At 69.3% G+C, this 26,799-nt stretch carries 24 protein-coding genes and 1 pseudogene; 7 read left to right on the top strand and 18 right to left on the bottom strand.

Annotated elements, in window-relative coordinates:
* Positions 1-233 precede the first annotated feature (233 nt).
* Positions 234-3,668, top strand: a complete 3,435-nt coding sequence (locus BIV24_RS22910; RefSeq protein WP_071368270.1) for a S8 family serine peptidase — start codon at positions 234-236, stop codon at positions 3,666-3,668.
* Between the two features lie 234 nt (positions 3,669-3,902).
* Positions 3,903-4,463, top strand: coding sequence for a hypothetical protein (locus BIV24_RS22915; RefSeq protein ID WP_071368271.1), 561 nt, complete (start codon positions 3,903-3,905; stop codon positions 4,461-4,463).
* A 309-nt stretch (positions 4,464-4,772) separates the two neighbouring features.
* Here BIV24_RS22915 and BIV24_RS22920 read toward each other — a convergent pair whose 3' ends face one another.
* A complete protein-coding gene (locus BIV24_RS22920; RefSeq protein WP_071368272.1) occupies positions 4,773-6,218 on the bottom strand; it encodes a DHA2 family efflux MFS transporter permease subunit in 1,446 nt (481 codons plus the stop codon).
* A gap of 116 nt (positions 6,219-6,334) precedes the next feature.
* Positions 6,335-6,991, bottom strand: coding sequence for a DUF899 domain-containing protein (locus BIV24_RS22925; protein ID WP_071368273.1), 657 nt, complete (start codon positions 6,989-6,991; stop codon positions 6,335-6,337).
* A gap of 114 nt (positions 6,992-7,105) precedes the next feature.
* Here BIV24_RS22925 and BIV24_RS22930 point away from each other — a divergent pair, with 114 nt between their 5' ends.
* Positions 7,106-7,756: a winged helix-turn-helix transcriptional regulator gene (locus BIV24_RS22930; RefSeq protein ID WP_071368274.1), complete on the top strand. Its 651-nt coding sequence runs from the start codon at positions 7,106-7,108 to the stop codon at positions 7,754-7,756.
* A gap of 346 nt (positions 7,757-8,102) precedes the next feature.
* On the opposite strand, the gene BIV24_RS22935 is transcribed toward BIV24_RS22930, so the two are convergent.
* Together BIV24_RS22935 and BIV24_RS22940 are read right to left on the bottom strand one after the other, a co-directional pair.
* On the bottom strand, positions 8,103-8,330 hold the full coding sequence (locus BIV24_RS22935; protein WP_079168455.1) for a transposase: 228 nt from the start codon (positions 8,328-8,330) through the stop codon (positions 8,103-8,105).
* 333 nt (positions 8,331-8,663) lie between these two features.
* On the bottom strand, positions 8,664-10,910 hold the full coding sequence (locus BIV24_RS22940; RefSeq protein ID WP_218149326.1) for a penicillin acylase family protein: 2,247 nt from the start codon (positions 10,908-10,910) through the stop codon (positions 8,664-8,666).
* A gap of 888 nt (positions 10,911-11,798) precedes the next feature.
* Here BIV24_RS22940 and BIV24_RS34525 point away from each other — a divergent pair.
* Positions 11,799-11,975, top strand: coding sequence for a hypothetical protein (locus tag BIV24_RS34525; protein ID WP_177198795.1), 177 nt, complete (start codon positions 11,799-11,801; stop codon positions 11,973-11,975).
* Positions 11,976-12,057: 82 nt separating this feature from the next.
* Here BIV24_RS34525 and BIV24_RS35630 read toward each other — a convergent pair whose 3' ends face one another.
* Entirely contained in the window at positions 12,058-12,240 is a 183-nt protein-coding gene (locus tag BIV24_RS35630; protein WP_245766911.1) for a hypothetical protein, read from the bottom strand.
* A gap of 353 nt (positions 12,241-12,593) precedes the next feature.
* Between BIV24_RS35630 and BIV24_RS22945 the strand changes: the two genes are divergently transcribed.
* Positions 12,594-13,046 (top strand): hypothetical protein, encoded by a 453-nt coding sequence (locus BIV24_RS22945; RefSeq protein WP_143064651.1) that lies wholly within the window; start codon positions 12,594-12,596, stop codon positions 13,044-13,046.
* 200 nt (positions 13,047-13,246) lie between these two features.
* On the opposite strand, the gene BIV24_RS22950 is transcribed toward BIV24_RS22945, so the two are convergent.
* From BIV24_RS22950 to BIV24_RS34535, 3 genes are all read right to left on the bottom strand, one after another.
* Positions 13,247-13,849 carry an SRPBCC domain-containing protein gene (locus BIV24_RS22950; RefSeq protein ID WP_079168457.1) on the bottom strand — a complete coding sequence of 201 codons (603 nt, stop codon included), beginning with the start codon at positions 13,847-13,849 and terminating at the stop codon, positions 13,247-13,249.
* A gap of 53 nt (positions 13,850-13,902) precedes the next feature.
* A complete protein-coding gene (locus BIV24_RS34530; protein ID WP_071368276.1) occupies positions 13,903-14,514 on the bottom strand; it encodes a TetR/AcrR family transcriptional regulator in 612 nt (203 codons plus the stop codon).
* Between the two features lie 230 nt (positions 14,515-14,744).
* Positions 14,745-15,125, bottom strand: a complete 381-nt coding sequence (locus BIV24_RS34535) for a hypothetical protein (RefSeq protein WP_177198796.1) — start codon at positions 15,123-15,125, stop codon at positions 14,745-14,747.
* Between the two features lie 66 nt (positions 15,126-15,191).
* Here BIV24_RS34535 and BIV24_RS34540 point away from each other — a divergent pair, with 66 nt between their 5' ends.
* Positions 15,192-15,350 (top strand): hypothetical protein, encoded by a 159-nt coding sequence (locus BIV24_RS34540; RefSeq protein ID WP_177198797.1) that lies wholly within the window; start codon positions 15,192-15,194, stop codon positions 15,348-15,350.
* A gap of 451 nt (positions 15,351-15,801) precedes the next feature.
* On the opposite strand, the gene BIV24_RS22965 is transcribed toward BIV24_RS34540, so the two are convergent.
* The 10 genes from BIV24_RS22965 to BIV24_RS23010 form a co-directional block, all read right to left on the bottom strand.
* Positions 15,802-17,040, bottom strand: coding sequence for a M20 family metallopeptidase (locus BIV24_RS22965; RefSeq protein ID WP_071368278.1), 1,239 nt, complete (start codon positions 17,038-17,040; stop codon positions 15,802-15,804).
* The gene (locus tag BIV24_RS22970) at positions 17,027-18,508 is read right to left on the bottom strand and encodes a diaminopimelate decarboxylase family protein (protein WP_079168459.1); all 1,482 of its coding nucleotides are present in this window, start codon (positions 18,506-18,508) and stop codon (positions 17,027-17,029) included. The genes BIV24_RS22965 and BIV24_RS22970 overlap by 14 nt, the downstream gene beginning before the upstream one ends.
* The gene (locus tag BIV24_RS22975; RefSeq protein WP_071368280.1) at positions 18,498-20,192 is read right to left on the bottom strand and encodes a thiamine pyrophosphate-binding protein; all 1,695 of its coding nucleotides are present in this window, start codon (positions 20,190-20,192) and stop codon (positions 18,498-18,500) included. Before BIV24_RS22975 ends, BIV24_RS22970 begins: the two co-directional genes overlap by 11 nt.
* A 72-nt stretch (positions 20,193-20,264) precedes the next feature.
* Complete coding sequence (locus BIV24_RS22980; RefSeq protein WP_071368281.1) at positions 20,265-20,978, bottom strand: GntR family transcriptional regulator; 714 nt, start codon at positions 20,976-20,978, stop codon at positions 20,265-20,267.
* Positions 20,975-21,778 (bottom strand): SDR family NAD(P)-dependent oxidoreductase, encoded by an 804-nt coding sequence (locus BIV24_RS22985; RefSeq protein ID WP_177198798.1) that lies wholly within the window; start codon positions 21,776-21,778, stop codon positions 20,975-20,977. Before BIV24_RS22985 ends, BIV24_RS22980 begins: the two co-directional genes overlap by 4 nt.
* On the bottom strand, positions 21,775-22,509 hold the full coding sequence (locus BIV24_RS22990) for an SDR family NAD(P)-dependent oxidoreductase (RefSeq protein WP_071368282.1): 735 nt from the start codon (positions 22,507-22,509) through the stop codon (positions 21,775-21,777). Before BIV24_RS22990 ends, BIV24_RS22985 begins: the two co-directional genes overlap by 4 nt.
* On the bottom strand, positions 22,506-23,615 hold the full coding sequence (locus BIV24_RS22995) for an ABC transporter ATP-binding protein (protein ID WP_071368283.1): 1,110 nt from the start codon (positions 23,613-23,615) through the stop codon (positions 22,506-22,508). Before BIV24_RS22995 ends, BIV24_RS22990 begins: the two co-directional genes overlap by 4 nt.
* Positions 23,612-24,403 (bottom strand): ABC transporter permease, encoded by a 792-nt coding sequence (locus tag BIV24_RS23000; protein WP_071368284.1) that lies wholly within the window; start codon positions 24,401-24,403, stop codon positions 23,612-23,614. Before BIV24_RS23000 ends, BIV24_RS22995 begins: the two co-directional genes overlap by 4 nt.
* Positions 24,400-25,266, bottom strand: coding sequence for an ABC transporter permease (locus tag BIV24_RS23005; protein ID WP_177198799.1), 867 nt, complete (start codon positions 25,264-25,266; stop codon positions 24,400-24,402). The genes BIV24_RS23000 and BIV24_RS23005 overlap by 4 nt, the downstream gene beginning before the upstream one ends.
* 14 nt (positions 25,267-25,280) lie before the next feature.
* Positions 25,281-26,369, bottom strand: coding sequence for an extracellular solute-binding protein (locus BIV24_RS23010; RefSeq protein ID WP_079168461.1), 1,089 nt, complete (start codon positions 26,367-26,369; stop codon positions 25,281-25,283).
* Between the two features lie 184 nt (positions 26,370-26,553).
* Here BIV24_RS23010 and BIV24_RS23015 point away from each other — a divergent pair.
* Positions 26,554-26,799: pseudogene (locus tag BIV24_RS23015) on the top strand (IS256 family transposase); the annotation flags it as partial.

Raw genomic sequence — 26,799 nt, forward strand, 5'->3', positions numbered from 1 at the left:
ATGCGTTCCTCCGTTCGTCTCTGCCCCCTTCGACGGAGCGGGCCGGGCGCGGGGATGTCACGGGACGTGAGATCTCTTCGAATTGTTTTTTCTGACGTCCCGTGACCTCCCCGCGCTGCATCCGCTCCGTCGTTCCTGTCGAGACATGGAGCAGGCGGCGCCCGCGTCCGTGGCGTCCGCCCGCGTGATGCGGGCGGACGCTGCCGCGGGGCCGCGCGATCGAGAGGACACGTATGCGACGCATACGTACGACAAGCCCGCCGACCGCCGTCGTGCTGGGCGCACTGCTGATCGGTACGGCGGCCGCACCGCCCGCCGGGGCGGCCCCGCCCCGCGCGGCCACCGCGGCCGGAACGGGGTCCGTGGTGAACCTGACGCTCATCACGGGCGACAGGGTCACCGCCCGGGTCGGCGCCGACGGCACGGTGTCCGTGGTCACGGTACGGCCCGGTCCCGGACGCGAGGACATCGCGTTCGCCCAGCAGGGCGCCGGGGGTTCGGTGTCGCTGGTGCCGCAGGACGCGATGGCGCCGCTGCACGCCGGGCACCTGGACCCTCGCCTGTTCGACATCACGGGGCTCGTGGCCCAGGGGTACGACGACGCCCACAGCCCGCAGCTGCCGCTGATCGTCACCTACGACGAGGCAGCCGGCAAGAAAGCCGCACCGCAGCCGCCGGCCGGGGCAACAGCGGTGCGCGCCCTGGCGAGTGTGCACGGCGCGGCGCTGCGGGCCGACAAGAAGCGGGTGTCCCAGGTCTGGAAGCAGTGGGGCCCCGCCGTGTCGCAGCAGAAGTCGGCGGCAACCCTCGCCCCGGGCGTGGCCAAGGTGTGGCTCGACGGCAAGGTCGGCGCCAGCCTGGACCGCAGCACGGCCCAGGTCGGTGCGCCGCAGGCGTGGAAGTCCGGCTGGACCGGAAAGGGCGTGAAGGTCGCGGTGTTGGACACCGGCATCGACTCCACGCACCCCGACTTCTCCGGCTCGATCGGTGAGTCGGCGGACTTCACGCAGGACAACGGCGCCGTCGGCAGCGGCGTTGTTGACGGCGACGGTCACGGCACGCACGTGGCCTCCATCATCGCCGGGGACGGCGCCGCGTCCGACGGCCGCTACCGGGGCATGGCGCCCGACGCCGAACTGCTGGTCGGCAAGGTGCTGGACGACGATGGCGGCGGGCAGGAGTCGTGGGTCCTCCAGGGCCTGGAGTGGGCCGCGGCGCGGGCGCCGATCGTCAACATCAGCCTGTCCGGCGGTGTCACCGACGGCACCGACCCTCTCTCGCAGGCCGTCGACAACCTCGCCGCGAGCCACGGCACGCTGTTCGTCGCGGCAGCCGGCAACCTCGGACGCCCCGGCACGGTCAGCGCGCCCGGTACGGCCGATGCCGCACTGACCGTGGGCGCCGTCGAACGCAACGACGCGCTCGCCGACCTGTCGAGCCAGGGGCCGCGCCTGGGCGATCACGCGGTCAAGCCCGACCTGACGGCACCGGGCATCGGCATCGTCGCGGCCCGCGCAGCCGGCACCGACGGCGAGAACCCGGTCAACGACCGCTACACCGCCCTGTCGGGCACCTCGATGGCCACGCCGCATGTCGCCGGCGCCGCCGCGCTGCTAGCCCAGGCCCACCCGGACTGGAAGGGGCCGCAGCTCAAGGCCGCACTGACCTCCTCGGCGAAGCCGATCGCCGGACAGGGGGCGTACGAGCAGGGCGCCGGACGCCTGGACGTGGCACGGGCCACCGCCCAGAGCGTGTTCGCCACCGCCGAGGACACCGGCGTGTACTTCGCCGACCCGAAGACCACCGAGCCGGTCACCCGCACCGTCACATACCACAACACCGGCACGACGATGGTCTCCCTCACCGCGGCCGCCGCAACCACCGGCCGGACCGGCGAGCCGGGACCGAAGGGGCTGCTCACCGTGTCGCCGAGCGGTCTGACCGTCCCCGCCGGGGGCACGGCCCGGGCCACGGTCACCATCGATCCGGGGACCGCGGCGGCCGGTACCTCCTTCAGCGGACGTCTGACCGCGACCGCCGAGGACGGCACCGTGGTGACCGGCCCCGCCTTCGCGGTCACCAAGGAGGCCGTACAGCGCCAGGTCACGGTCGCGGCCGTCGACCGCAACGGCGCCCCCCTCGGCCCGGGCTCACGCGAACAGGGCATCTCCACCGTACAGTTGACGAGCCTCGCCGACGGCCGGACGTTCGACCTCACCTTCGACGACGGCACAGCCACCGCCCGCGTGCCGGAGGGCCGCTACAACCTCGGCGGCACCCTGGTCACCCCCGGAACCAACGGCGCCGCACCGACGCCGACCATGTTCCTCCAGCCCGAGCTGGACGTCCGCCAGGACAGCCGGCTCACGGTGGACGCCCGGCAGGGCAAGCCGATCACCGTCGCCGTCCCGGCCCCGGGGGTTCAGCCCTACTCGCTGTCGGCCGGCTACTGTTACCACGCGGCCGGGGACAAGACGTGCACGGACCAGGTCGCCCTGCTCGGCAGGCCCGGACGGCTCTACGTCATACCCGGCAAGCAGGTGTCCGACGGCACGCTCGGCTTCTACGTCCGCAGCATCCAGAACGCCACGCAGGCATCGAAGGGACGCCTGCCCGACCACTACGACCTGCTCCTGCTCACCACCGGTTCCCTCCCCGACCCGGCCTTCCGCCTCGCCCGGAAGGATCTGGCCGCCGTCAAGAACGACTACTACGCACAGGGGCCCGGTACCGCCGGCACCATGGACAGTTGGCCCACCGAGTCCGGTCTGGGCGGGATGAGCATCGCCGAACCGGACTTCGCGCTGCCCGCGGCACGCACCGAGTACATGACCGTGCGCGGCCAGCACCGCGAGACGTACTTCAGCCAGCAGGTCGGCGAGGGGGGCGAGTACCTGCCGCTGTCCGTCACCCAGACCGGCATCGTCTCGTGCACGGCCGGCAGCACCTGCGCCGACCGGTGGAACGCCTCCGTCATCGGCCCGGGCCTGGCGCCCGTCAAGAACGACGCGTCGTCGATCGGCCGCGCCAGTGACGGCACCATCAGCGCGGAACCGCAGCTGTTCAGCGACGCAGCCCCCAGGCACTACGGCGGCCCGATGCCCCACTGGCAGCAGGACACCGTGCACATCACCCTGGCGAAGAACGGGCAGAAGCTCGGCTCCAGCGACTCCCCCAGGGCCACCTTTGCCGTCCCCCGGGACGCGGCCACCTACCGCCTGACCGCCCGGGCCACCCGTGAGGAGCCGTGGGCGTCGCTGTCGACGACGGTGGAGACGGCATGGACGTTCCGCTCCGCGGCGGTCGCCCCCGGCCCCGACGACGAGGTGCGCACCGAAGCGCTGCCACTGGACGTCGTACGCTTCATCGCCCCCGTCGACACCACCAACCAGACCGCCCGCACCAGGCACACACTGACCGCACGGGTGGAACGGCAGGCCGGCGCCGCGGAGTCCAGGACCAAGAGCCTCACCGTGCAGGTCTCCTTCGACGACGGCGCGACCTGGCAAGACGCCCCGGTGGCCTCGGACGGCACCGCGAACCACCGCGTCACCATCACCCCGCCCGCAGGCTCCGGCTCCTTCGTCTCCCTGAAGGCCACGGCACGCACCACCGACGGCGGCACCGTGGAACAAACCATCCTGCACGCCTACCGCCTGGCCCCCTGACCGCGGCGAACCACCCCGCGCAACACACCTTCCACTCCCCGAGCCGCCCCGGCAGACACTGCCGGGGCGGTTCCGCAGGATCTGCGGAACTGCCACCGCCCTCGCGCCTGGCCGGATCGCACGGTCGGTCCTGCTGATCGGCCGACGCGCTCCGCCCGTTCGAGTTGTCCGTCCTCGCCCGTGCGAGCGTCCCCACCCGCTAGGCGGTCCCAGCCCGGTAGGCCGAGCCGCTAATTGATCTGGTGGCTGTGGGCCGACAGGCTGAGACCTCTCACCCGCAGCACGTCCGTCGCCGCCTTGGGCGCCCTCGTTCTGGGCATCGCGACGCTCACCGGTTGCGGCGGATCCGGGCACGGCGACGCCAGGCCACGCGCCGCCGCAGCCCAGGTCGCCCTGCCCGCGCCGCGTACCGCTCCTGCCCCGGCGCCCACGCTCACTCCCGCTCCCCGCGGCGGCGAAGTCCGCATCGAGCAGGGCCCGTTCACCGACCGGATCCGACTCGCCCACCTCACGCTGACGAAGAAGCCGGCGGTCACCGGGCACCTGAAGATCACGTCCGACGTCAGCGACGTCCTCGCCCTGGAGCTGCGCGCCGCGTACTACGACGCCCACGGCCGGCTGCTGGGCACCGGCGACTTCGAGTACCAGAAGGAGGGCGAGGACGCGCACGGAGCCGAGCACCACGACGGCCCGCGGGCCGGGAGAGACGGCATCGACGTCGTGATCCCCGCGAAGCACCTCACTGACACCCCGGCCGCCGCCGTGGTCTCCGTGCCCGTCCTGGTCAACGAGTAACCCGCGCGGGAGCGGCGCGAAGCCTCGCTGTCGGCTGCCGGATGCCGGCTGGAGAGCACACGTCGGGCCCAGCGCAGTCCGTCCGCATGACGCAGTGCGAGGGGCACCGGATCACGGTCACCACCACCTACGACCAACTGCCCTGAAGCCATCGCCGCGCCCACCGCCCAGTCGAGCCGCGCCGCCGGATGCGTGACTGCCGTTGCGGTGCCTTGCGGGCGGAGCCGGCGGCGCGTCGGGGCCGGGAGACGGCACCGCCCCCGCCTACGGGGGCGTGGCTGGGGCGGCGGTCCGTGGTCTGACACAGGGTCAGACCGTCTCGGGGTTCTTCTGAATGGCGGCCGGGGCGGCATCCATGGGCGGGTGCGACTTGCCGGGGGCGAACAGCGCGGCGACCACGCCGACGGCGGAGGAGACGGCGCCCAGCACCAAGGCGGCGCGGAAGCCGTCGATGGCGGAGGCCGCGTTGTCGTAGCTGCCGTTGGCTGCGAATACCAAGCTGAGGAAGGCCACGCCGAACACTCCGCCGACCTCGCGCATGGCGCTGTTGGAACCGGAGGCGATACCCATGTCCTCCGGGGCGACCGAGCCGAACACCATGTTGATGGTGGTGGGCAGGCACATCGCGATGCCGACTCCGCCGAGGATCAGCGGGACGACCAGGGCGCCATAGCCGGTACCCGGGCTGGCAACGTCGGCGATCCAGGCCAGGCCGACCGCCTGGAGCAGCAGGCCGCCGACCATGAACGGCCGGTTGCCGTGCTTGTCGGCGAGGCCACCGGCCAGCGGGGCGACGATCATCGGCATGGCGGTCCAGGCGAGCAGCCGCAGGCCGGTGCCGAGCGGGCCGTGGCCGAAGCCGACCTGGAACAGCTGGGAGAGGATGAACAGCGCGCCGATCAGCGCGAAGTGCTGGAAGAATGCGGAGATGTTGGACACCGTGAAGCCGCGGTTGCCGAACAGGCGCATCGGCAGCAGCGGGTGGGCGGTGCGGCGCTCCCAGGCCACGAACAGGATCAGCAGCAGCACGCCGACAGCCAGCGAGAGCAGGACATCGCCGCTGCCCCAGCCGACGCCGGGGGCGCGGACGGCGGCCCAGACCAGGCCGAGCAGGCCGAACGAGGCGAGCAGCAGGCCGACCAGGTCGATCTTGGGCGCGGTGCCGTAGCTCTCGCGGAGCAGCACGGCGGACAGCATGGTGCCGGCGGCGCCGAACGGCACGTTCAGCCAGAAGATCCAGTGCCAGTTGAGGCCTTCGGTGATGAAGCCGCCGACCATCGGGCCGGCCGCGACGGCGAGGCCGGAGACGCTGCCCCAGATGCCCATCGCCCAGCCGCGCCGCTCCGGCGGGTAGGCGTCGCCGAGCAGGGTGAGGCTGACTGGGATGGCGATGCCGGCCGCGACGCCCTGGAGCACGCGGGCGAGGATCAGCACCTCGACATTGCCGGCGACGGCGGCGAGCACCGAGGCGAGGGTGAACAGGGCAAGTCCGAAGACGTAGACCTTCAACCGGCCGAACCGGTCGCCGAGGGCCGCGCCGGTGAGCATGAGGCAGGCGAACGCCAGGTTGTAGGCATTGATCGTCCACTCAAGGTCGGCGAGGCTCGCGTTGAGCTCGGTGCGCATGGTGGGCAGTGCGGTGACCACCACCATGACGTCCAGTGAGGTCAGGAAGGCGCAGACCGCTACCAGTGCGAGCGCCCAGCCCGGGCGCACCGGGCGGTTGGTGGAGTCTGTCCTGGTTCTAGTTGTCACGGCGTAACCCCCGTGGGGTCGGGGCCAGCGCGTTCCTGGCCATCGCTGCTTCCGTTTCGGTGCGGTGGTGCGGGTGGGACGGTCGGTGCGGGTGACGGCGGGGGCGCCGTCGGCACTCAGTCCCCGTACTCGTCGTGCAGGCGCCACCACTGGTAGGGGGCGGTCTGCGGCCGGCCCTCCGGGGAGTCCTCCCAGGTCTCCTGGCGGCCGTACGGGGTGAGGTCGAGCAGGTTGAAGTCGGCGCGCAGCCGGTCGACGCCGCGTGAGGTGGTGAAATAGGTGCGGAAGATCCGGTCACCGTCGCGCAGGAAGACGCTCAGGCCGAAGCCTCCACCGAGGCCACAGTCGGCGTTGAAGTCGCTGCCCTGCGAGGAGTACCAGGGCAGGGTCCAGCCCATCCGGGTGCGGTAGGCCTCGATCTGGGCGAGTGGGGCCGGGGAGGCGAGCACCATGGTGGTGTCGCGGGCGCGCAGGTGGGCCAGGTTGCCGATGTTGTCGGTGAAGGTGGAGCAGCCCTTGCAGTAGTGGTCGGAGCCGGGCTCCATCATGAAGTGGTACACGATCAACTGGCGACGGCCCTCGAAGAGTTCTAGCAGGGTTGCCTTCCCGCCCGGGCCGTCGAACAGGTACTCCTTCTCGAACGCGACCATCGGGAGCCGACGACGTTCGGCGGCCAGGGCGTCCAGGGCTCGGGTGGCGGCCTTCTCCTTGACAAGCAGCGCGCCCCGGGCGGCCTGCCACTTCTGGGGCGACACGATCGGCGGAAGGCTCATGACATCTCCTGGCGGTAGTGCGTCCGGCTAGTGACTTCGAATACAGTAGCAGTTACTCCTAATTTCTAAGCAACCATACTTCGATAAAGAAGCAACCCGGGCTATGCTGGGACCGTGGCAGGTAAACGCAGATACGACGACGGGTGCGGGGTCGCGCACGCCCTGGAGATAGTCGGCGAGCGCTGGGCGCTGCTGATCGTCCGGGACCTGCTGCTCGGCCCGAAGCGCTTCACCGACCTGCAGGCCGGACTGCCCGGAGCCGGGCCGAACGTGCTCACCCAGCGGCTGCGCGACCTGGAGCAGGCCGGGGTGGTGCAGCGCCGCACGCTGCCCCCGCCGGCCGGCTCCCGGGTCTACGAACTCACCGAGTGGGGCGGCCAGTTGGAGCCCATCGTGGTGGCCCTCGGACTGTGGGGGTCGCACTCCCCGGTGCTGCCCCTGGAGGGCGCTGTGCGCGCCGACTCGCTGATGATCTCGATGCGCTGCGCCTTCGACCCGGGCACCGAGCCGGCCTGGTCGGCCAGCTACGAGATCCGGCTGGACCGGGACCGGTTCACCGCCCAGGTGGTCGATGGCCGGCTGGTCGCGCTCACCCGCGGCCAGCCCACCGAGCCCGCCGACGTGGTTCTGGAGACCGCCCCGGCCACCCTGGACGCCGTGCTCAGCGGTCGCACGTCCACCGACGCGGCGCTCGGCGACGGCTCGCTGCGGCTGACCGGCGACACCGAGGCGGCCTGCCGGCTGCTGCGCGCGGCGCACTCCTGAGATCGACGAGCCCCCGGCGTCTGCCGACGAGTGCGCTAACGAGGCACAGGTTGGTGGCTTCACCGACATGCAGCTTGAACAGTGGCCGCTCAAGGTGGGCAACGGGGAAGCTGTGCCCGAATCGCAACTCGCGTGCATAGCCGGCATGCCGGGGTCCGGGCCGGTGCAACGAGCCGACGTACTCGTGAAGGCTCACGGGCAAGTCCGGAAGCGAAGTGCACGGGAGCGAGCGCCAAGGCCCTACCTGCCGACGCGAGCTCCTGGACCGCACCCTGATCTGGAACCAGCGACACCTGCTCCACGCGCTACGCGATTTCGAAGACTTCTACAACGCCCACCGGCCCCATCAAGGCATCCCCGGCAGATTCGCCTGCGATAGGTAGGTCGCGGCCCGGCGCAGGACCTTGTTCTCCTGCTCCAGCAGCTTGATCCGCCGACGCGCCTCCCGTAGTTCCGCGTTCTCCTGCGCGGTCGTCCCCGGTTTCACACCGTCGTCGATGTCCGCGCGGCGCATCCACTTCGACAGCGTCATCACATGGACTCCGAAGTCAGCGGCCACCTGCTCGAGCGTCACGCCCGGGCCGCGGTCCTCGCGGCCCGCACGACATCCTCACGGAACTCCTCGGGACAAGGCTTGGGCACAGCGACATCCTTCCCACCTGCCCTACAGGGCAAGCCAGTTCAGATGTCACCCGATCGTGCATCAGACCCTGCCCCGACCCCATCCCTTGTCAACAAACCAGCCCTGCCCTGCAACGTCCTCCCGGCGGGGCTGGTCAGCATGGGTGGCCGCGGAGATCGGTCGCCTACGCGGCGAAAGGCAGCTTCAGCTGAAAACCATCTGCGGCTCGATTCCGCGTCGTCGGCGGACAAGTCGAGATCTTTCTCGCCGGCGCAAGGGCCGGCCTCATTTGCCTGGACGGTACCTTCGCTCGATGTGACCCTTGAGGTCATCCGCATAGAAGTAGACCGGCCGCAGGTCACCCTTGGCGTAGCGTTCAGCCTGGTCGTCGAAGTGCGGTGAATCGGGATGTCCGCTCGCACCGCCCGCAGTCACCGCCCAGGCGCGCAGTCGCGGCCCGAACTCCACCACGGCCACGAAGCTGTTGCCGCTGGTGCCGTAGTAGCGCTTCGTTCCCGGGTAGGCCTTCGCTCCGAACGAGGCGAGGGAGCCCCAGCGCGATGAGGCGAAGGGCACCGGGATGCTCGGCTTGGCGTCGCTGAACTGCTGGACGATCGCTCCGTTGTTGCGCTGGTAGCGGTTGATGTCGCCCCAGGGCACCTTCCAGCTGCCGAAGTCCCGTGCCAGGCGCCGTGTCGCGGTCTCGAGCGCGTCGAGTCGCTGCGCGTCACTGGCGCGGTCGGCCATGTAGTCCCACACCGACATTCCTGCGTCCGCCGCCGCCTGGGCGGTGAGTGCCCACAGGTCTTCACCCCAGAACACGGCCACCGACGTCGCGGTCGACTCCGCGGCCCACCGGTGGTCCCAGTCACGCAGCAGACCGACAGGGCCGGCCAGCGTCGCCTTCTGTCCGTTGTCCTTGGGCAGTTGGTTCCACGCTGCGACGAGCCCGGGAGTCAGCCGCGCGAAAGCCGTCAGGTACGGATCGAACGCGGCTTCGATCAATGTCTGCGGGGTGAAGTCGTCACGCGCGGACAGCACCCGCTCCGCCTGTGGCCCGCGTGGGTTCTCGCCGACCCTGTCGAAGTACCGCGGGTAGTCTGCCGCCTTGGGGCTGTCCGCACCGGCGGCGGTCCACGGCCAGTTGTTCGTGTTGAAAGCCCAGCCGTTCTTCGGGTTCACGACGTGCGGCATGCTGTCCAGGCTGTGCAGTCCGTGCCAGTCGGTCGCCGGATCACTGCCGTCGACGGGCCTGCGGTAGTCGAAGCGATCGTCTCTCACAGGCATGAACTGCGGCATCAGGAAGGCAATCTCACCCTTCGAGTCCGCAAAGAGCGTGTTGTTCGAGCTGTTCGCCTTCAGGCCCGCCACGCGGAGATAGTCCGCGTAGTTCCCCGTCGTGGTGCGCAGGAAGCTCTGCTTGAGCGCCTCGACGGGCTTGTTCATCAGCGCACACGCGATCCACTTGCCGTTCGCCTCGCGCACGATGGGGCCGTGATGGGTGGCGAACGTGGTGAAGCTGCGTTTGTCCTGTCCCCCCTCCTCGGTACGGAAGGACAAGGTGATCGTCGTCGTTGTGACGGGGCGCAGTTCGTCGCCGTAGCGGTAGTAGCGGATTCCGTCGGCCCCCGTGACGACCGTCTCGGTGAACTCGTCGATGTTGTCGACACCGCTCGTCGTGTGCATCCACCCCGTGTGCGCGTTGAAGCCCTGGTAGATGAAGAACTGGCCCCAGGTGGCGGCACCGTAGACGTTGAGCCCCTCGCCGCTCGTCACATGCTGTTCCGAGCGGAAGAAGAAGCTGGTGTGCGGGTTGATCAGGAGCAACGCGTGGCCGTCACGCGTGTGGCTCGGCGCGACCGCGAAGCCGTTCGACCCCGTGGGTTCGCGCAGCACCAGCCCGCGTTCCTCGTCTGTCAGCGGCACGTCCCGCTTGTCGTAGAAGGCTTCGAGCTGGGTGAGCAGCACCGACTCGATGTCGCCGCCGATGCTGCCCTCCGAGAAGCTCAGCGGCATCCACGGCTCGAACCGGTCGAGCACACGCGGACGCACCTCGGGGTGTGTCGCAAGGTAGTAGTTGAGCCCATCCGCCCAAGCCTGCATCAACGTGCGCAGCCACGCGGGGCACTTCGCATAGTCCTTCTTCAGCGCCTCCGGGTCGAGGAACAGCCGCTGCCGCAGGTCCTGCCAGATGGCGCTCTTTCCCTCGGCCTCGGCGAGGCGGCCCAGGGCAACGAGGTAGTTCTGTTCGATCCGGTTGAAGTCGTCCTCCGCCTGCGCGTACATCATTCCGAACACCGCGTCGGCATCGGTCTTGCCCACGATGTGCGGAACGCCCCAGTCGTCCCGCGTGATCGTCACGTGGGCGGCGTGTCTGTTCCAACGAGCCTCTTCGGGCAGCGTCTGCGGCGGTGCCGCGAACGCGGCTGCGGACGGCACTCCCGCCGCGGCCGCGGCCAGTCCGGCTGCCGTGCCCAGCACACGCCGCCGACTCACTCCCGTCTTGCGCACATGACCCACGAGCTGCTCCACCTTCCATCCGGAAATCAACGGATCGTGCAGTTCACACGCTCGGGAGGAGGGCGGTCCACGCGCAGGGTCCACTACGCCTTCGGCCGTCGGCGCGCACGCGCCATATCACTGCAGCGCCGCCCCTCCACAACGGACAGTTGCACCGGTGGACCGCAGCCCGACCACCGCAACGGCAGCAACCACATGCGCAGCAACCGTCACAGCAGGAGACACAGACCTTCGGTGATCACTCACATCGGCAGTTTTATCCGCCACGTGGCCCACTGACAAGACCTCGATCGACAGTGAACGGAACGCCATCTCGCATCGCCCCGCCCAGGCGCCAACTCCATGACAGCTCCTGGTTATTGTGCGGGCGACAACCGGCGGCCCGGTCTGCTCGGGCCGCGATCCGGAAGGCGTTCAGCGTGACCTTCGCCATGCCGGCCCGCGAATGCGCCAGTGCCGGGTAGCAGCGTTGCACAGCCTCCCGATGTCTGCCCGGGACGTCCGGTATCGCGGGGCACGCATCGTGCGCCTGCCGAAAACCCCACCCGCACACAACTCCCTCGACATGAACGTCGAGAACGAGTTCCCCCGGTGGGACGACGTCAGCGCGAGCAGCAGCGCGGTCAGTAACGCGAGCACGGCGCACGAGGCCAATCCGCAGTGGCCTCGCCCTCGGCGGCACGCCGCTGACCGCTCAGGAGGATCCGTTGCTGGGGTTCCCCGACTCCGGAGGGGGCTCTGGTGCGCTGTGTCCGGGGGCGGCGTTCTCCTCTTCCGGCTCCTCGAGGTCGGGCCAGAGTCCGAAGGAATCGTGTTCTCCGGGGCCAGCGGCGCCGAGCACGCCGGGGCCCTTCCAGCGGTGGGGCGGCATGGGGACCACTGGGTGTCTCCGTTCCGGGTTTGCGCGAGCAGCTGGGCCACCACTTTGTCGGAGCCGTCCTGAGCCTGGCGGGTCAGGTCGTCCAGCACGTCGTCCCCGTCCAGGACTTGCGCGGTGAGCCGTTCCATCAGCTCCGGGTCGGTGCCGCTGCCTGGCCCGGTGATGCGGGCGCGGACCGGACGGCCGGGGGCCGATGACCTGCGTGACAGATGGGCAGTGGGCGGTCGCCGCTATCAAGCTGTGACCAGCACCGTCGAAACATAGCCGGCCGGCTGCTGATTACCGCCGACGCGGGCGGTTCCAACGGCTACCGCACCCGCACCGGGAAGACCGAGCTCGCCCGGTTCGCAGCTCGACGGCGTACAGCTCGGCCTCCGTGTGCTGGGCGGCGACCAGGTCGCCGGGGAAGTCGTGCGGATCGAACGGGGCGGCCGCAGCCGTCTCGGGGGCAGGGGTGGTCATGCTTCGGAGCCTAGTTCGACCCAATGACAACGCCCGGCCACCAGGTGCGGGGTCGGGCGCAGCCGGGAAGTGACGTGATGCGGCATCCCACACCCGTACTGCGTCACGTCACCTAAGTACCTACTTCCGAGCCGCCTGACTTCCGTGGCAGCGTGCTCCTCGTGGTGCGCACCGCGCGGCGGGGGAGAGAGATGACTGTGGGGGTTTCGATGGGGCACATGAGTCCGTCGCAGAGCGACTTCCTCATCCATTTCACTGGCCCAGGCCGCAGGCCGCACCCGGACTGGGTGGATGCGGACATCCGGAGCATGTCACCGGAGGAGCGCCTCCGGTCCATAGTCAGCGGCGGACTGATGAGAACGTTCCCTCCCTACGGCGCAGAGATGGGCTGCGTGTGCTTCTCGGAGACGACCATCGAGCACCTACGTTTCCTGCTGGGAGACGGCCGTTACCTCCCGTGGGGCATCGTGCTGACACGTGAGCAGGTGCTGCTCAAGGGCGGCGGCACGGTGGCCTGCATACAGGAGGAGAAGACGCTGGCGAAGTTCAAAGAGGCGGGGCTCGATCACTGGGCGGTGCGCACTGGCGGCTTCACCGACTGGACGCACGAGTGGGAGTGGCGCATCCCTTGGCACAGGCCAAAGATGCGCCTGGGCGAAGTCCGGGCAATCCTTGTACCCGATGCGTCCTGGCGGCCGGTGCCCAAGGGCGAGGAGCTGCCGGAGCTGTGGGTGAAGTCGCGGATCTGGGTGTGGAACGCCAAGGAGAAGAAGGTCGGGGAGCACGAGCCCGGCACGCTCGTGTGAAGGTACTGGGAGCGGCAGTACAGCGCAGCCCGGCCTGCCGCGATGCGGCGATGGCCGGTTGTCCTGCGCGGTGCCCGCCCGTCACCGTGGGACGCGCTCAGCGTTGCGACAGGTCAGTCGCAGTCAGCAATCTCTCTGGTCTGGCCCGACCTGTACACCCAGGACGAGTCGCCACCCGAACGGGGTCGACTGACGTCCAGTCAGCCTTGGCCGAGTGCGGTGACCCGCGCCGCAAGGGCCTGGTTCATCAGCCGGAACTGGGGGAGCGTGGTGCTGTCGAGCCAGCCGCCGAGGAAGGGCACGGCCACGCCGGTGAAGCTCTCGCTCTGGGTAAGGCGCACGCGGTGCGGCCCGAGCTGCTCGATGGTGAACCGGTGCTCGCCGTCCACGATCCAGCCCGGACCGAACCGGCCCAGCCAGCGCAGCTCCCGGCCGGGGGAGACGGTGAGCAGTTCCGGGGTGAAGACGGTGGTGCTGCCGTCGGCAAAGTGCAGGACGTTGCGCAGGTGCGCGCCCTGCCGCAGGGCGCCTCCCGAGGAGGTCACCTGTGCCGAGGTGATGAACGGGTTCCACTCCGGGTAGGCCGGCAGGTCGGTGAGTACCTGCCAGACCTGGTCGGGCGTCGCGTCGATCTCGACGGAGGCGGTGAGCCGGGTCGGGTGGGTGGTGGTCCAAGCGGTCCAGCCGGCGAGGAGGGTCACCAGTGCGGCGAGCGCCCCCAGGAGGAGGCGGCGCCTGCGGTTCCGCCGGGGGCGGACGGGGTGCGCGGTGCGGGAGGTAGCGGAAGATGCTGTCACGGTCATGGACTCTCCACTTTCGCGTAGGGCCGTTCCTTCCGGGCAGGCCCGGGGGTGGGTCAGCGGGCCGCTCCCTCGAGGGCCGTGCTGACGAGGCGGCCGACGTATGCCCCGTCGAGGGGTCGGCCGGTGACGAGCAGGCGGTAGTACAGGGCTCCGGCGAGCTGGTCGAAGAGGACCTCGGGATCCAGGTCGGGGCGCAATTCCCCCTGGCTTCTGGCTTCTTGGAGCAGGGCGAGGACAACGGCGTTGCGACGGGCGAACATGGCGTGCACAGCCGCGCCGACATCGGCGTGTCGGGCCGCTGCGGCGGCGACCTCGGCGACGAGGCCGGCCGAGGCGTCACCGGAACCGGCCGGACGCCCGGCCCGCCGGACCCGGTCCAGGCCGTGCACGATGGCGTTGAGGTAGCGGGTGAGGTCGGCCCGCACGTCGCCGCTGTAGCGGACCGGCACCTCGTCCTGCATCCGGGCGACCACCGCGACGATCAGATGGTCCTTGGTGGGCCAGCGCCGGTACAGCGTGGTCTTGGCGACGCCGGCGGTGGCTGCGGCCTCGTCCACGGAGAAGCGGTCGTAGCCGCGTTCCAGCAGGAGCTCCAGCGCCGCCCCAAGGATTTTCTCGTCGGCTCCTTCGGCGCGGGGGCGTCCGCGTCGTGCAGCAGGGACCACGGCTCGGGCCTCCCTTTGAGTTAGTTTCGCTACGGCCGTTTCGTAAAGGACGGTAGAGCCGGCGCGGCCGTTTACGCAACAGGCGGAGCGGAATTGTCGATGATCGGTCAGCGACCGGAGCGACTCGCGCGGCTCCGGAACGGACTTGTACCGGCCCTGGAGTACGGGCTGTTCAGGACATACGTGAAGGGGGGCGCTGCCGATGGGCCCCCCTCGATCGTGGTGGCCGGTTACCGTGCGGGGGCGACGGCCCCCTCGCGCAGTTCCAGGCGCGACCCTGTGAAGTCGGCCCGCATGCGGCGGTCGTGGGTGACGAGCATGTCCTGGGCCGAAGAGGACGATGGGCTGAGGGCGGCGGCTGCTGGGGCCTTCGCCGGCCCCCAGACCCCCGCTCCCGCCCGCCACCACCGCTCGGTCTGGTTGCACTGGCTGCCTTGCTTCCTCGACCCGGGCTTATCCCAGTCGACGTTCTCCCGGACCCACTCCAGCGCCCGCCTGACCTCCAGGATCGACGCCCGGACCTCGTTGACGGTCAGCAGCCGCTGCGCCTCCCGCAGCGTCCGTCCAACCTCGTCCCGCTCCGGATCGCCGAGCGGGTACGGCACGGCCATCTCGAACGCCGCTGACGGCCCCAGCTGCGCCAGCTGCTGTTCCCACCGGCTCTTGGCGATGGTGATGTGCGCCGTATCCTGGGCGCTCCCCGGGTACCCGGGCGCCCGGTCTTCGCCTGGCTGGCCCGCTACAACACCCGCCGCCGGCACTCCGCCAACGGCCACCTCAGCCCCAACGAATACGAACGCCGACACCACGCGGCTAAACTCACGCTCGCCGCGTGATCAACGAAGCGTGTCCACCATCACGGGGGAAGGCCCCCCTGGGTCAAGCGGCCCGCTCCGCCTGCTGCCGGAACCGATCACCGAGCCAGGACAAATCAGACCCCGGAGATCCGCTGACGAGATCTGCTCGGCGGCACCCTTCGCGAGTACCGACATGCAGCCTGAGCTGGGCGGATGAATAATCGGCACCCGCACTGCCGCCGAGCTTCGCCTCCACGAGCCTTTCCGCCTCGTTGATGGACCGCTGGCTGGGCACGGGTGCTCCCTCATAATCGTCACCGGGCCGCGGACCCGGTGGGGTCCGCGGCCGTTCGGTGTCGAATTGTACGGGCGCACCGGTCGCGTCCGCCGGGTGCGGTACCCGTGAGGGTTGTGCGGGTACCGCACGCGAAGCCTCCCGAAGGCTGGCGCGCACCGGATAACGCGCCTTCCGGGCAGACCTTGCTCCCTGTCAGAGTTCGAGTCCGGCGACCGCGACCGCGATCACGGCTGCCGCGTCGATCAGCTCCTGCTCGGCAAGATGCTCCGCGGGACCGTGCGCGAGGCTCATCGGGCCGGGGCCGAAGAGCACGGTCGGGATTCCGAGCTCACCGTAGAAGCCCGCGTCGGATCCGGCCGTGAGCGCACGGGGGGCGGTGTCCCGTCCGACCTGCCCGACCGCGCCGAGCATGGCCCGGACGAGTGGCGAGTCGGGGGGAGTGCTCCAGCCGGCCAGGCCCGCGACCACCTGGAGGCGCGACGGTTCCGGCCACTCCCGGCCCGCGTCGACCGAGGCCACCAGGTCCGTCAAGGAGGCGGCGGCATCCGCCACCTTCTGCCCGGGGGCGAGACCGAACCGGACGCTCATCTCCGCGTGTGCGGGAACGGCGTTGCGGTATGTCCCCGCACTCACCACACCGGCCACGAAGGGAAGCGGGACCGGAATCCCGTCGAACGCCGGATCGTCGAGCCCGGCGTTCTGTTTTTGCGACCTCGCGGCGAGCGCGGCGTGCATACGGAGCAGATGCAGGAACGCATCCCTGCCCAGCCAGGGGCTGGAGGTGTGCGCGGTCGCGCCGTCCACCGCGAGTTCGCACTGGATCAGCCCGGAGCTGGCGGTGACGACCCGTGAGTCGCTCGCCTCCAGGACGATCGCCGCGGCCGGGCGCGGCCGGAGTTCGAGTGAGGCCCGGGTTCCGACCCCGGAGCGCTCCTCTCCGACCACCAGGTGCAGAGCGACGTCGAACGGCGGCCTCTCCCCGTGTCGGCGCAGGGTGTCCAGCCCGATCAGCGCCGCGACGATGCCGCCCTTGGTGTCCACGGCACCGCGGCCGTGGACCGCGCCGTCGACCCGGGAGCCGCTGAAGGGGTCGTCGTCCTTCCAGCCTTCCGACGGTCCCGGGGGGACCACGTCGATGTGGCCGTTGACCACGAGAAGCGGCGCCCTGGTCGGGCTCCAGGGGTACGCCAGGACGTTGGCGCGCTTCTCCACCCGCTCCTCGTCGGCGATCTCGCCGCGACGGTGGAGCTCCGTTCCCGTCAGGGGTTGGATCTCGACCGTCCACCCGTGCGACCGGCACCATTCGGCGAGCACGCCGGACACCTCGTCCTCGTACCCGGTGACACTGGGGCAGCGGATGATCCGCGAGAGGAGGTCCGCCGCCTCGTCGGTGCGTTCGGCGACCGCCGCCGCGAGCTCAGCGCCGCGCATGCGTGCCTGCTCGCTGTTCGTCGGACGGCGTGGTCGGCCACAGGGTGGCGGGCGAGACCTCGCGCTGGGTGATGTCCGAGAGCGTTTCGCGGCGGCGGACGAGACGATGCGCCTCACCGTCGACCATGGCCACGGCAGGCCGCGGGATGCCGTTGAACTGTGTCGAGGTCATCTCGGAGTAAGCGCCCTGGTTGAGCACGACCAGCACATCGCCGACCTCCACGTCGGGGAGCGCGATGTCCTCGGCGATCGAGTCGTACGCGCACGTCGGGCCGACCACCTCGACCGGGCGGCCGTCGACCGGGTGGTCAGGGCCCTTGCCCGCCACGAAGACGGGGTACCCCACCCTCGACGATCCGCGGCTCGTGAACATGGTGGCCGCGGTGTCGACCGTCAGGAACCGACCGTGCGTGAAGTGTTCGGTGTCCTTGACGTCCTGGATCGTGGTGAGCAGGACGCAGGAGTTCGCGACCTGGAAGCCACCGGTCTCGAACTGCACGACAGGCCGCGGCGCATTGCCCCAGCCCTCGTCGATGCCCTGGCGGACGGCGGCGACGTAGTCGCGTGTGGACGGCAGGGGATGGTAGGCCGCGTCGCCGCCGTCGCCCGGCGTCGACAGCATCACGTACTTCCCCGAACGCAGGCCGCCGCCGACGTCGAGGCGCTCCGTGTCGATCCCGAGCCCGCGCAGCGTGCCGGCGAACTCGCTCATCTCCCGCGCGCACTCGCGCAGGTGCATCGTCTGGAGTTCGGGACGGTAGTTGGCCCGGTATCCGGCGAATCCCGCGTGGTGCGAGAGGCCACGGAATCGCAGCGCATCGCTGTCGGTGATCGCGTTCGCGACATCGATCGCCTCGCCGGTGACCGTGCTGCTGCCGAACTTGGCCTCGGCGACGCGCAGGGTGCGCTCGTACGACGGATCGACGGTCAGCAGCCGCTGGTATCCCAGCTTGACGCGCACCACGCAGTCGACCGTGACACCGAGCTCGCGGGCGATGCGCTCGAGGCGCCGCACCTCGGCCGACGAGTCGACGTTGATCTGCCGCACACCGAGCGCGGCCGCCGCAGTGAGGTACGACTCGGCCTTGCCGTTGCCGTTCACGATGATCCGGTTCGCGGGCGTGCCCGCCTGCACCGCGATCTGCAGCTCGTACTCGGAGCTGCAGTCCACGAAGGCGCCCTCCCCGACGAGGGTCTGCAGGACCGCCCGGTTGTTGTTCGCCTTCATCGAGTAGGCGATCTCGGTCGAGCCGAGCAGGTCCTCCGCCGCGTCGCGCAGCTCGTGGAAGTTGCCGCGCAGCTGTGCGGAGGAGAACACCCACAACGGGCTTCCGTACTCCCGCAGCAGTGTGGCGAGCGGCACGCCCTCCACACGGTCCACTCCGTCCGGGCCGTACGGTACATGGCGCGGGGTGATCTCCACGGGGTCGATTCCGTGGGTGTCCGTGACCTTCACTTCAGTGGCCAACGTGGCGCTCCTTTCTGAACGGGGGAAGCTCGTGCGGGTCCAGGACGACGTCGACGACGGACAGCCCGTCGTGGTCGAGCGAGGTCCGCAGCACGGGCAGCAGAGCGTCGCGGGACTCGACCCTCACACCGTGCCCGCCCACGGCGCTCGCCAGGACGTCGTGATGGACATCGACGAACTCGAGGTTGCGCGCGTGGGTCCCATTGAGCTCGTGCCAGAGGACCTGGTAGGCGAACATGGAGTTGTTCAGCACGACGCAGGTGATGTTCGCGCCGATGCGTGCCGCGGTCTCCAGCTCGCCCCAGGTGAAGCCGAACCCGCCGTCGCCCACCAGGGCGACGACACGGCGGTCCGGGTACGCGACCGAGGCGCCGATGGCGCCGGGGAATCCGAAGCCCAGAGTTCCGGCGGCGCGGCCGTATGTGATGCGGTGGAAATGCTCGCCCTGAGTGAGGTAACTGAGCGCCCAGACACTGCTGTAGGCCGCGTCGCAGACGAGGAGGTCGTCGGGGCGCAACGCCTGTTGCAGCGCGCCCATCAGGAACGACGGCCTGATGACCGGTGATCCGGCGGCGATGCGGTCGCGCTGCGCGTCGCGCACGACGGCCCACTTCCGCGCCAGCGCTTCGCGGGTCCCCCGGACACTCGCTCCCGGGAGGGCCGCGGTGAGAGCGGGAACGTAGGACGTGATGTCGGCGAGCACCGTATGCGCGGCGCGGGTGTCGAGCGCGAGCGTCCCGGCGTCGACGTCGACCCGGACGAGGGTGGCGCGGGCGGCCGGAAGACGGCCCCCGTCCGTGGTCACACCGTCCATCCCCGTACCGAGAGCGAGCACCACGTCGGCCGCCGCGAGCATGGCGTTGGCGACCGCGCCGGAACCGTCCTCGCGGTCGCTCATGAATCCGCAGACGCCGGCGAAGAGGTGGTGCCTCTCGGGGAATGCTCCTCGACCCGTATGAGTGACGCACACCGCCGCGTCGAGCCGTTCCGCCAGGGCGACCAGGTCCTCGCACGCGGTCTGGAGGGCCCCCGAGCCCAGGAGGAGAACCGGTGCGGTCGCCCCCGACAGCTCGGTGACGACCCGGGCGTCGGCCGGTGTCGCTGTCAGCGTCACCGGGGGCGCCGCGTACTCCTCGGCCGGCTGCTCCACTGTGAGGACGTCGTTGGGCAGTTCGACCAGCACCGGCCCCGGGCGGCCCGACGTCGCTACGCGGATCGCCCGTTCCAGGGTCGAACGCACCCGGTCCGGTCGTTCGACGCGCGCCGCCCACTTGACGAGCGGCCTCGCGGCGGCGACGTGGTCGGCTTCCTGGAAGGCGCCAGTGCCCTTGGTCGTGGTCTCGATCCCGCTGATGAGCGCGATGACCGGAGAGCTGGCTTCGCGCGCTTCGAACAACGCGGTGGTCAGGTTGAGCGCCCCCGGCCCGTGGATCCCCGTGGCGACCGCGGGGCGTCCCGTGAGGCGCGCGACCGCGTCGGCCGCGAATCCGGCAGAGCGCTCGTCGCGCATGGTGGTCACCCTGAACCGGGAATGGTCCAGCACGGCGAAGAGGAGCTCCGGCGAATCCTGGCCGAAGATCTCGGTGATGCCGTGTTCTTCGAGTACCTGTGCCACGACGTGTCCACCATGGCGGCGGACGGTCGCGTCCGCCGTCACGGTGGCCCGTGGCTGCGAAAGGGTCATGACTTCTCCTTCGATCGCATACGTGTATACAGAATGGGCGACACGTGTCCCTTGAACGTGTCCACGCCGCCGTTACCTCGTCGCCTCGCGCTCCAGGAGGACCGGTTCGAGCAGCGCTCGCGTCCGCGCGAGGTGGCGACGCGTGATCTCGACCGCTGCCGCCTCGTCCCGCGCGCGAAACGCGTCGACGAGCTCGTGGTGTTCCCTGCACACCTCGGCCTGCGTGCGCGACTGGTCGAGGTCGCGGAACGCGCGGCGGTACTGCTGGGACGCGTTCTGCAGCTCGGTGACGAGTTTCCAGGCCCGTTTTCGGGGCGCGCCGGACATGGTCAGGAGGTGGAAGTCCCGGTCCACGCTCAGCACGTCCCCGTGCGACTCGACGCACTTGTCGAACAGGTCGGCGAGGGCCTGGAGGCGGTCCAACTGCTTCTCCGTCGCACTCCGCGCCGTCACCCCCACGACGTACGGCTCGAACAGCTCGCGCAGGTCGTAGATCTCCGCGAAGTCCGCGGCGTCGAGCCGCGCCACCTTCGCCGAACGATTGGAGGGGATGACCACCAGGCCCTCGGACTCCAATTGACGCAGCGCATCGCGAATCGGGATGCGGCTCATGTCGAGGCGCGTGGCGATGGACTCCTGTGGGATCTTCGACCCCGGCGCGAGTACGCCGGTCAGGATGCCTTCCCGGATGACGCGCGTCGCATATGCGGCCGATGATTCTCCGGCCAGCGGTGGCGAGAGCTCAAGCCGATCGGCGGCATCCGAGGTTGCGGTCACATCCGTCACAGGGCGAGCCCTCCATCGCACCGCAGTACCGTTCCCGTGACGTAGTTCGAGAGCGGCCCGGCCAGGAACTCCAGGACGTCCGCGCAGTCCTCGACTGTCGCGATGCGCCCGAGGGGGATGCCGGCGACCACGCCCTCTCTCCCCACAGATTCGATCTTGCGCGCGATCCGCACCGTCTCCACAGCCCCGGGTATCAGACAATTCGCGTGCACACCGTATGGAGCCACCTCGCGCGCCAGCGCCTTAGTGTACATCACGACACCGGCCTTGGCAGCGGCGTAGTGAGCGTAGCCTCCGTCCGGCCGCGGCACGATCCCCGAAGTGGATCCGACCGTCACGACCTTGCCCGCTCCCCGCTCCACCATTGCCGGTACGGCGGCGCGGCACACCGTCGCAGTCGTGACGAGGTTCGCCTCGTTGGCACGGCGCACGGCCTCGATGTCGATCTGGAGAGGCGAGTTCTCCCACATCTCGCCGCCCCCGCCCCCGCCGGCGTTGCAGACGAGCACGGATGCCGGGCCGAACGCCTCCGTCACCGCGCGGACCGCGGCGTCGGTCCGGTCCTCGTCGCTGAGATCTACCTCGATCTCCAGAGTCCTCACCCCCTGCTCCTCGACCTCGTCGACGGTCCGCCGGCCGTCCTCGGGCAGGGAGAGGCAGGCGTCCAGGACGGCCACGTCCGCCCCCATCCTCGCGAGCCGGCGAGCGTACGCCTGACCGATCCCCCGCGCCCCGCCGGTCACGATCGCGACCTCGCCGCGCAACGGGCGAGAGCTGCCCGTCCATGTCTCGGCGCTCAATATGAGGCCCTCCCTCCAGAAACATCCAGGACCGCCCCGGATGTGAACGTGCAGTCCTCTGACACCAGCCAGGCGATCGCTGCCGCCACCTCCTCCGGCTGCGCCATCCGCCCCAAGGGGGTGCGATCCACAACGTACGACACGTTCTGGCCGCCATGGCCACGCACGAGAGGGGTATCGGTGGCACCAGGCGTCACGCAGTTGATCAGGACGCCTTTGGGCCCGAGCTCGCGGGCGAGAGACTTCGTCATACCGATCACACCTGCCTTCGAGGCACTGTAGGCGACACTCCCGGGGTTGCCTTCTTTTCCGGCGACCGAGGAAACGGTGACGATGCGTCCGCTCCCTCGGGGAGCCATCACCGCTGCAGCCGCTCGAAGCACATTGCCGACCCCGATGAGATTGACCGAGACGATTTCCCGGAATTCCTCGTCCGTGAATTCCGCGAACGGCGCGATCCTCCCTCCGATACCGTGGCTGCACACGACAGCGTCCACACCGCCAACGCGACGGTCCAGCTCGCCGAGGGTGCGCGTGACATGGGCGGCGTCCTGGACATCCAGAACGACACAGCGCGCCCTGCCTCCGAACTCTCGCACGGAGGCTTCGATCGCCGACGCCTCGGCACGATCGGCGAGCAGCAGGTCGAACCCTTCGGCTGCGAGGCGGCAGGCGGTCGCCCCACCGATGCCACCGGCGGCACCGGTGACCAGAGCCGTCGGGCGGCTCATCCCTCGGGCTCCGGGAACACGATGCCTGAAGCCGGCTGCCACGCCATCACCACCGACGTCCCGCGCACGATCACCGGATCGACGGCACTCGCCGGTACGCGGACCTGCCGGGTCTCGCCCCCGGCCATCTCGATGACGTACTTCAGCGACGCCCCGATGTAGACGACGTCGCGGACGGTGCCGTCGACGTGGTTCGCCCCTTCCGGGATCTCCGCGCCCCGCGCCGTCACCGACATCCGCTCCGGCCGGACGACGAGCACCGCGCGTCGGCCGCTGCTCATCCGCGGCGCATCGCCGAGCGCGAGAAGCTGTCCGCCGTCCGTGCGCAGCGCGAGGCCGCCCGGCCCCGGCTCGACGGTGCCCGGGAAGGTGTTCGACTCACCGATGAACTCCGCCACGTACCGGCTGGTGGGCCGCTCGTACAGATCGTCGGCACTGCCGACCTGGAGGATGCTCCCGCTGTGGTAGATCGCGATCCGGTCACTCATGGTCAGGGCCTCCTCCTGATCATGGGTGACGTAGATGACGGTCATGCCGAGCTCGCGGTGGATGCGCATCACTTCCAGCTGCAGGCTCTCGCGCAGGCTCTTGTCCAGCGCGCCCATCGGCTCGTCCATCAGCAGGACGTCCGGGCGGAAGACGATCGTGCGGGCTATCGCCACACGCTGTTGCTGGCCGCCTGAGAGCTCGGACGGCTTACGATCCTCGAACCCGTTCAGGCGCACCGTTCGCAGCGCCTCCGCCACGCGCTCCTTCCGGTCCTCCTTGGGCGCACGACGTGCGCGCAGTGAGTACGCGACATTTTCGGCCACCGTCATGTGAGGGAAGAGCGCGTAGTTCTGGAACACCACGCCGATGTTCCGCTTGTGCGCCGGACGAGTCGTGATGTCGACCCCGTCGAGCAGGAGGGAACCGCTCGATGGCGAGACGAAGCCGGCGATGCACTGCAGGGTCGTCGTCTTGCCCGAACCCGATGCGCCGAGCAGCGTGACGAACTCACCGCGCCGCACGTCGAGATCGACCCCGTCGAGTGCGACGGTCGCTTTGTATCGCTTGGACAGCGAACGGATCGACAGGTGGGCGCTCTCCGCCCCGATCGTGGTCATGAAGACCTCTTTCGTCGTGAAACGGCGCCGATGATCGAAGCGGAGGCCAGGAGCGCCGCGGTAACGGCCAGCAGGATCGACGCCGCGGCTGCCACCGAAGGATCGACACCACTCGATATCTGACTGAAGATCAGCGAAGGCAGGGTCCTGACCTGCGGGCTGCTGAGGAACTGCGAGATGATGGCTTCGTCCCACGAGGTGATGAACGCGAACAGCGCACCCGACAGCACGCCGGGCAGGAGTTGCGGCAGTGTCACGGTGAAGAACGCGAAGAGCGGACTCGCTCCGAGGCTGTAGGCCGCGTTCTCCTGATTGCGATCGAACCGGCTCAGGCTGTTCGACACCGACACGACGACGAACGGCAGGCCCAGAACGGTGTGGGCGGCGATGAGACCGGCGGCTGTCCCGGTCAGCCCCCACTTGACGAAGACGAAGTAATTGGCGACCGCTGTGATCACCACGGGGACGATCATGGGTGAGAGAATGGCGATGGTCGCCACGTTCTTGCCGCGGAACCTGCCGCGCGACAGTCCGAGGGCGATTCCGGTACCGAGCACGGTCGCGGCGAGCGCGGCACCTGCGCCGACCTTCAGGCTCGTCATCGTTGCCGATCGCCACGTGGGATCCGTGAGCACCTCGTCGTACCACTTGAGTGAGAACCCGTGCGGCGGCCAGTTCAGCACCGAGTACTCGGTGAAGGAGAGCGGAATCACCACAAGGGTCGGGGCGACGAGGAAGACGGCCACCAGTGCTGCGGCTGCGCCGACAGCGGGATTCACACGCCTCATGACTCGCCTCGCAGTCCGACGATCTCCTTGAGGTCGACGAACCTGGCGCCGATCAGCAGGATGACAAGAGTGAGAACGAGCAGGATGATGCCGAGCGCACCGCCGCCGCCGAAGTCGAGCAGCGTGTTCACACGCTCAACGATGAGCTGGCTGATCAGCGGCTTCGTCGGGTCGCCGAGGATCGCGGGGGTCAGGTAGAAGCCGAGCGCGGTGACGAACACGATCAGACCGCCTGCGAAGACGCCGGGACCCGAAAGCGGCAGGAACACCCTGAGGAAGGTCCGCACCGGCCCCACACCGAGGCTTCGGGACGCCAGTTCGAGCGCGGGATCGATCCGCTTCATGGCGGTGACCAGGGACAGGACCATGAACGGCAGCAGCACCTGCGCCATGCCGACGGTCGTCCCGAGCGCATTGCCCATCAGAGCCATCGGTTCCCTGATCAGCCCGAGGCGAAGCAGGAACGTGTTGATCAGGCCGTTGTCCTGCAACCACACGGTCCACGCATAGGTGCGGACGAGGATGCTCATCCAGAACGGCATGAGGACGCAGAATCCGAGAATCATGGAAATCGGACGCGAACTACGCGCCATGACATAGGCGTACGGGTACCCGAGGACGAGGCAGACGACCACCGTCCACACCGCCACCAACAGCGTCGTCGCGTAGGACTTGAGATAGATCGACGAGGTGATGACCTCGACGTAGTTCCTCGGCGACGGGTCACTGAGCGACCGCACGAGCATGTACGCCAGCGGCACCACGAAGAACACGGCGAGGGCGGCTGCGCCGGGCAGTGCCAGAGCGCCCCACCGGCTGCGCACCCCCCTGAACCGCACGGCCGCGCCGGGAGAAGGCGCCATCTGGGAGGACATTGTCACTGCTGCAGCCATCTCTGGAACTTGGTTGTCAGTGTGCTGTAGTTCGACGCGTACCAGGCCCCGTTGAGTGTGTACTGATGACTCGACTTGTCAGGGGTCGGGAGGAAATCGAAGGTTGCGGTGGTCTTGTCGACCCGTGCTTTCGGGTTGCCGGGGCCTACGGGGTAGATCTTGGCCAGATCCGCGTTGGTCGCGGCATCCGTCATGTAAGCGGCCAGCTTGTTCGCGTTCGCCACGTGGGGCGCCCCCTTGGGGATCACGAGGTAGTCCACACCAAGACCCATGCCGTCCCACGCGACCTTGATGTCACCGCCGTTCTTCACCTGCGCGTACGCCTGGCCCGAGAAGACGTTTCCCATCACAGCAACGCCGCCGGCGACCAGGTCCGCGGTCTGCGTCGGGCTCGTCGCCCAGACAATGCTGTTCTTGATCGTGCCGAGCTTCTTCAGCGCCCGATCGACGTCCAGCGGGTAGAGCGTGTCCGCGGGAACGCCGTCGGCCAGCAGTGCGGCCTCGAAGATGCCCGAAGGGCCAGCTTCCTTGAGCAGCGCGCGCTTGCCCGGGAATTTCTTCACGTCGAAGAAGTCGGCCCAGTTGCTCGGTTCACCCGAAACCTTGGACGGGTTGTAGGCGAGGACCGACGCATAGGCGTGCAGGGGTAGCCGGTACGTCTCCGATTCGCCCGATGGACATTCGACTACGGCGCAGTCGAACGGTTGGAGGAGCTTCTGCTGGTCACCGGTGCCGAAGTCTGCGTTGACATCGGCGAGGTCCCACCCAACGTTGCCGGCCTGGATGGCCGCGACGAGCTTGGCAGGGTTGGTCGAGCCCGTGTCCTGGACGACCTTGATCCCGGATTTGGCTTTCTCGAACGGGCTGAAGTACGCCTTGGTCTGGGCCTCTTGAAGCTGACCGCCACCACCGATGAACGTGACCGACGCGGACGCCGAACCGGCGCCCGAGCCCGAGGAGCAGGCCACCAGGCCGGCCCCCATGGCGATGACGACGCCGGCCCCGAACATCCGCTTGAACGGACGCGACGAGAGGATGTTCCTCACTCTCGCGTGATTATTCGTTGCATGCATGAGCTGCTGCTCCTTCTGGCGGCAACGGCGAACGAATGTTGCGCGAGCAGATTCGCACCGGCCTCCAAGTGTATTCAAGTATACGATGTAACGATCAAATAACAGCCAGATCGTAGTGCGGCTGCCGTTCTAGGGGGGGGTCTGTACGGTCAACGGTGGATCTTCGAACAGGAAGTGACACCTGATGACAGATGTGATCGTCTCGGCTGAGGCCGTCGAGGAAGTGCAGCCCGCCGGGATGCCGGAGGCCCTGGACGACCAGTTGATCGGGCAGCTGGTGGACCGCGCGAAGGCTGGCGGGATCAAGTTGACCGGTGAGGGCGGGCTGCTGCAGCAGCTGACGAAGAGGCTCTTGGAGTCCGCTCTCGAGGGTGAGATCACCGATCATCTCGTCCACGAGAAGCATGAGAGGGCCGCCGACGGCAACACC

The organism is Streptomyces colonosanans, assembly GCF_001866645.1.
Lineage (GTDB): Bacteria > Actinomycetota > Actinomycetes > Streptomycetales > Streptomycetaceae > Streptomyces > Streptomyces colonosanans.

Coding starts and splice junctions, on each gene's coding strand:
- BIV24_RS22910 (WP_071368270.1), top strand. CDS start 234: ATGCGACGCATACGTACGACAAGCCCGCCGACCGCCGTCGTGCTGGGC.
- BIV24_RS22925 (WP_071368273.1), bottom strand. CDS start 6,991: ATGAGCCTTCCGCCGATCGTGTCGCCCCAGAAGTGGCAGGCCGCCCGG.
- BIV24_RS35630 (WP_245766911.1), bottom strand. CDS start 12,240: ATGACCACCCCTGCCCCCGAGACGGCTGCGGCCGCCCCGTTCGATCCG.
- BIV24_RS22945 (WP_143064651.1), top strand. CDS start 12,594: ATGAGAACGTTCCCTCCCTACGGCGCAGAGATGGGCTGCGTGTGCTTC.
- BIV24_RS22950 (WP_079168457.1), bottom strand. CDS start 13,849: ATGACCGTGACAGCATCTTCCGCTACCTCCCGCACCGCGCACCCCGTC.
- BIV24_RS34535 (WP_177198796.1), bottom strand. CDS start 15,125: ATGGCCGTGCCGTACCCGCTCGGCGATCCGGAGCGGGACGAGGTTGGA.
- BIV24_RS22965 (WP_071368278.1), bottom strand. CDS start 17,040: ATGCGCGGCGCTGAGCTCGCGGCGGCGGTCGCCGAACGCACCGACGAG.
- BIV24_RS22975 (WP_071368280.1), bottom strand. CDS start 20,192: ATGACCCTTTCGCAGCCACGGGCCACCGTGACGGCGGACGCGACCGTC.
- BIV24_RS22990 (WP_071368282.1), bottom strand. CDS start 22,509: ATGAGCCGCCCGACGGCTCTGGTCACCGGTGCCGCCGGTGGCATCGGT.
- BIV24_RS22995 (WP_071368283.1), bottom strand. CDS start 23,615: ATGACCACGATCGGGGCGGAGAGCGCCCACCTGTCGATCCGTTCGCTG.
- BIV24_RS23000 (WP_071368284.1), bottom strand. CDS start 24,403: ATGAGGCGTGTGAATCCCGCTGTCGGCGCAGCCGCAGCACTGGTGGCC.
- BIV24_RS23005 (WP_177198799.1), bottom strand. CDS start 25,266: ATGGCGCCTTCTCCCGGCGCGGCCGTGCGGTTCAGGGGGGTGCGCAGC.
- BIV24_RS23010 (WP_079168461.1), bottom strand. CDS start 26,369: ATGCATGCAACGAATAATCACGCGAGAGTGAGGAACATCCTCTCGTCG.